At 50.7% G+C, this 5,567-nt stretch carries 2 tRNA genes and 3 rRNA genes; all 5 read right to left on the bottom strand.

The window, feature by feature from the left end:
* Nucleotides 1–8: 8 nt before the first annotated feature.
* Nucleotides 9–121, bottom strand: a 5S ribosomal RNA gene (rrf, locus tag SOM61_RS26325).
* A gap of 121 nt (nucleotides 122–242) precedes the next feature.
* A 23S ribosomal RNA gene (locus SOM61_RS26320) occupies nucleotides 243–3,118 on the bottom strand.
* Nucleotides 3,119–3,355: 237 nt separating this feature from the next.
* A tRNA-Ala gene (locus SOM61_RS26315) sits at nucleotides 3,356–3,431 on the bottom strand.
* 42 nt (nucleotides 3,432–3,473) lie between these two features.
* A tRNA-Ile gene (locus SOM61_RS26310) sits at nucleotides 3,474–3,550 on the bottom strand.
* 80 nt (nucleotides 3,551–3,630) lie between these two features.
* A 16S ribosomal RNA gene (locus SOM61_RS26305) occupies nucleotides 3,631–5,165 on the bottom strand.
* Together the 16S, 23S and 5S rRNA genes with 2 tRNA genes alongside form the textbook arrangement of a ribosomal RNA operon.
* Nucleotides 5,166–5,567 lie beyond the last annotated feature (402 nt).

Raw genomic sequence — 5,567 nt, 5'->3', positions numbered from 1 at the left:
TATAACTAGCCTGACGATAACCTACTTTCACACTGGTTGCAGCACTATCATCGGCGCAAAGTCGTTTCACGGTCCTGTTCGGGATGGGAAGGGGTGGGACCGACTTGCTATGGTCATCAGGCATGACTTGTACGAGCATTCGCGACAGTGCGCGCATGCTCTGAATCTGGAAGAAGTATTGTTGGGTTGTAGCTTGTATTCAAGCGAGTTGTACTCGTCACAACCTTGACTACCAAGGTTATAGGGACAAGCCTTACGGGCAATTAGTATCAGTTAGCTTAATGCATTACTGCACTTCCACACCTGACCTATCAACGTCCTGGTCTCGAACGACCCTTCAAGGAGCTCAAGGCTCCGGGAAATCTCATCTCAAGGCAAGTTTCCCGCTTAGATGCTTTCAGCGGTTATCTCTTCCGAACTTAGCTACCCGGCAATGCCACTGGCGTGACAACCGGTACACCAGAGGTTCGTCCACTCCGGTCCTCTCGTACTAGGAGCAGCCCCCTTCAAATTTCCAACGCCCACGGCAGATAGGGACCAAACTGTCTCACGACGTTTTAAACCCAGCTCACGTACCACTTTAAATGGCGAACAGCCATACCCTTGGGACCGGCTACAGCCCCAGGATGTGATGAGCCGACATCGAGGTGCCAAACTCCCCCGTCGATATGAACTCTTGGGAGGAATCAGCCTGTTATCCCCAGAGTACCTTTTATCCGTTGAGCGATGGCCCTTCCATACAGAACCACCGGATCACTATGTCCTACTTTCGTACCTGCTCGACTTGTCGGTCTCGCAGTTAAGCACGCTTATGCCATTGCACTATTAGCACGATGTCCGACCGTACCTAGCGTACCTTCGAACTCCTCCGTTACACTTTAGGAGGAGACCGCCCCAGTCAAACTGCCTACCATGCACTGTCCCCGATCCGGATAACGGACCAAGGTTAGAACCTCAAATGAACCAGGGTGGTATTTCAAGGATGGCTCCATAGAGACTGGCGTCCCTACTTCAAAGCCTCCCACCTATCCTACACAGATTGATTCAAAGTCCAATGCAAAGCTACAGTAAAGGTTCATGGGGTCTTTCCGTCTAGCCGCGGGTAGATTGCATCATCACAAACATTTCAACTTCGCTGAGTCTCGGGAGGAGACAGTGTGGCCATCGTTACGCCATTCGTGCAGGTCGGAACTTACCCGACAAGGAATTTCGCTACCTTAGGACCGTTATAGTTACGGCCGCCGTTTACTGGGACTTCAATCAAGAGCTTGCACCCCATCATTTAATCTTCCAGCACCGGGCAGGCGTCACACCCTATACGTCCACTTTCGTGTTTGCAGAGTGCTGTGTTTTTATTAAACAGTCGCAGCCACCATTTTATTGCAACCCGTTCATCCTTCCACAGTAAAGTGGTCAAACTACTAGGGCGTACCTTATCCCGAAGTTACGGTACCAATTTGCCGAGTTCCTTCTCCCGAGTTCTCTCAAGCGCCTTAGAATACTCATCTCGCCCACCTGTGTCGGTTTGCGGTACGGTCTCGTATGACTGAAGCTTAGAGGCTTTTCTTGGAACCACTTCCGATTGCTTCATCGCACATGGCGACTCGTCTCAACCCCTTGAATTACGTGCCCGGATTTGCCTAAGCACCTTCTATGAGTCAAAAACTGACTATTCCAACAGTCAGACAACCTTCCGCGATCCGTCCCCCCATCGCATCATACGACGGTGCAGGAATATTAACCTGCTTCCCATCAGCTACGCATCTCTGCCTCGCCTTAGGGGCCGACTCACCCTGCTCCGATGAACGTTGAACAGGAAACCTTGGGCTTACGGCGTGCGGGCTTTTCACCCGCATTATCGCTACTCATGTCAGCATTCGCACTTCTGATACCTCCAGCATCCTTTACAAGACACCTTCGCAGGCTTACAGAACGCTCTCCTACCATATCCAATAAAGGATATCCGCAGCTTCGGTGACTGGCTTAGCCCCGTTACATCTTCCGCGCAGGACGACTCGATCAGTGAGCTATTACGCTTTCTTTAAATGGTGGCTGCTTCTAAGCCAACATCCTGACTGTTTTAGCCTTCCCACTTCGTTTTCCACTTAGCCAATCTTTGGGACCTTAGCTGGCGGTCTGGGTTGTTTCCCTCTTGACACCGGACGTTAGCACCCGATGTCTGTCTCCCAAGCTCGCACTCATCGGTATTCGGAGTTTGCAATGGGTTGGTAAGTCGCAATGACCCCCTAGCCATAACAGTGCTCTACCCCCGATGGTGATACTTGAGGCACTACCTAAATAGTTTTCGGAGAGAACCAGCTATTTCCAAGTTTGTTTAGCCTTTCACCCCTACCCACAGCTCATCCCCTAATTTTTCAACATTAGTGGGTTCGGACCTCCAGGGCGTGTTACCGCACCTTCATCCTGGCCATGGGTAGATCACTTGGTTTCGGGTCTACACCCAGCGACTGTCGCCCTATTCGGACTCGATTTCTCTACGGCTCCCCTATTCGGTTAACCTCGCCACTGAATGTAAGTCGCTGACCCATTATACAAAAGGTACGCAGTCACCCCACGAAGAGGCTCCTACTGTTTGTATGCACACGGTTTCAGGATCTATTTCACTCCCCTCCCGGGGTTCTTTTCGCCTTTCCCTCACGGTACTGGTTCACTATCGGTCGATTACGAGTATTTAGCCTTGGAGGATGGTCCCCCCATGTTCAGACAGGATTTCTCGTGTCCCGCCCTACTTGTCGTATGCTTAGTACCACCGGTCTGATTTCGTGTACGGGGCTATCACCCACTATGGCGCTCATTTCCAAAAGCTTCCACTATCAGTCCGACTATCACATACAGGCTCATCCCATTTCGCTCGCCACTACTTTGGGAATCTCGGTTGATTTCTTTTCCTGCAGCTACTTAGATGTTTCAGTTCGCCGCGTTCGCTTTGCATACCTATGTATTCAGTATGCAATGACCTAAAAGGCCGGGTTTCCCCATTCGGAAATCTGCGGATCAAAGCTCGTTTGCTAGCTCCCCGCAGCTTATCGCAAGCTACTACGTCCTTCATCGCCTGTAATCGCCAAGGCATCCACCATGTGCACTTATTCACTTGTCCCTATAACGTTGGCCTCTTCATGAGTTAAAGAGATCGTCACAGAATTCAAGAGTACAACTATGTTTGCTTGATACAAATTACTACTACCCTCAACATGTGCTGTCGCACACGCTGATAAAACTTTACTTCTTCCAGATTGTTAAAGAACGAAAAAACAGTGATCTCGAAAAGACCAAACCTAAATCCATCCAGCTAGCTGCTGGTGACTTACGTTTGAACTTTTAACCATTTACTAAATGGTGGAGGATGACGGGATCGAACCGACGACCCCCTGCTTGCAAAGCAGGTGCTCTCCCAGCTGAGCTAATCCCCCATGTGACGCGGACTTTGATCCCCACCTACGTGGGGACAAGCTTGGTAGGGCTGGTTGGACTCGAACCAACGACCCCCGCGTTATCAACACGGTGCTCTAACCAGCTGAGCTACAGCCCCGATAAAACTGTTCTTTACATTCAACAGTCGATAAGCGTGGACGCTTGATGATGGGTCGTTAGACCCCGGTGCTACTCTAGAAAGGAGGTGATCCAGCCGCACCTTCCGATACGGCTACCTTGTTACGACTTCACCCCAGTCACGAATCCTACCGTGGTAAGCGCCCTCCTTGCGGTTAAGCTACCTACTTCTGGTAAAACCCGCTCCCATGGTGTGACGGGCGGTGTGTACAAGACCCGGGAACGTATTCACCGCGACATGCTGATCCGCGATTACTAGCGATTCCAACTTCACGCAGTCGAGTTGCAGACTGCGATCCGGACTACGATACACTTTCTGGGATTAGCTCCCCCTCGCGGGTTGGCGGCCCTCTGTATGTACCATTGTATGACGTGTGAAGCCCTACCCATAAGGGCCATGAGGACTTGACGTCATCCCCACCTTCCTCCGGTTTGTCACCGGCAGTCTCATTAGAGTGCTCAACTGAATGTAGCAACTAATGACAAGGGTTGCGCTCGTTGCGGGACTTAACCCAACATCTCACGACACGAGCTGACGACAGCCATGCAGCACCTGTGTTACGGCTCTCTTTCGAGCACACCTCGATCTCTCGTGGCTTCCGTACATGTCAAGGGTAGGTAAGGTTTTTCGCGTTGCATCGAATTAATCCACATCATCCACCGCTTGTGCGGGTCCCCGTCAATTCCTTTGAGTTTTAATCTTGCGACCGTACTCCCCAGGCGGTCTACTTCACGCGTTAGCTGCGTTACCAAGTTAATTAAAACCCGACAACTAGTAGACATCGTTTAGGGCGTGGACTACCAGGGTATCTAATCCTGTTTGCTCCCCACGCTTTCGTGCATGAGCGTCAATCTTGACCCAGGGGGCTGCCTTCGCCATCGGTGTTCCTCCACATCTCTACGCATTTCACTGCTACACGTGGAATTCTACCCCCCTCTGCCAGATTCTAGCCTTGCAGTCTCCATCGCAATTCCCAGGTTGAGCCCGGGGATTTCACGACAGACTTACAAAACCGCCTGCGCACGCTTTACGCCCAGTAATTCCGATTAACGCTTGCACCCTACGTATTACCGCGGCTGCTGGCACGTAGTTAGCCGGTGCTTATTCTTCAGGTACCGTCATTAGCAAAGGATATTAGCCTCTACCGTTTCTTCCCTGACAAAAGAGCTTTACAACCCGAAGGCCTTCTTCACTCACGCGGCATTGCTGGATCAGGCTTGCGCCCATTGTCCAAAATTCCCCACTGCTGCCTCCCGTAGGAGTCTGGACCGTGTCTCAGTTCCAGTGTGGCTGGTCGTCCTCTCAGACCAGCTACTGATCGTCGCCTTGGTGAGCCTTTACCTCACCAACTAGCTAATCAGATATCGGCCGCTCCAGGAGCACAAGGTCCGAAGATCCCCTGCTTTCATCCTTAGATCGTATGCGGTATTAGCGTAACTTTCGCTACGTTATCCCCCACTCTTGGGTACGTTCCGATATATTACTCACCCGTTCGCCACTCGTCAGCGGAGCAAGCTCCCTGTTACCGTTCGACTTGCATGTGTAAAGCATGCCGCCAGCGTTCAATCTGAGCCAGGATCAAACTCTTCAGTTCAATCTCTGTTTGTTGACTCTTTCGAGTCACCCTGCATTGCTGCAGGGGTCGCTCACTCAAAATACTGACCGTTACTCATTGCTGAGCAACGTATTTCTTTTTTGTGAACATTTGATAATTTAAGTAATCAAGAACCGAAGTTCTTGGCACCTTCATCAAACGCCCACACTTATCGACTGTTAATTTTTAAAGAACTTTATTCGGTACTGCATCATCTGCTGCGTTGCTTCGAAGCGTTGTGTTCGTCAGCAGCAGAGGAAAGAGAGTATGAAGTGTTTTTCGTTTTTCGTCAACCCCTTCATTTCGCTTCGTCTCAGATTTCTCTGCCGATCTTGCTACCGTAACCGCTTGATTACGTTAACATTTTTCGGTCATGCCGAAGCGGAGGCGAACTATAGCAAA

Origin of the sequence: Massilia sp. CFBP9012 (assembly GCF_034045115.1) — a bacterium.
GTDB lineage: Bacteria > Pseudomonadota > Gammaproteobacteria > Burkholderiales > Burkholderiaceae_D > Telluria.
Note: the sequence above shows the minus strand (reverse complement) of the source record. Positions and strands in the feature narration are given on the sequence as shown.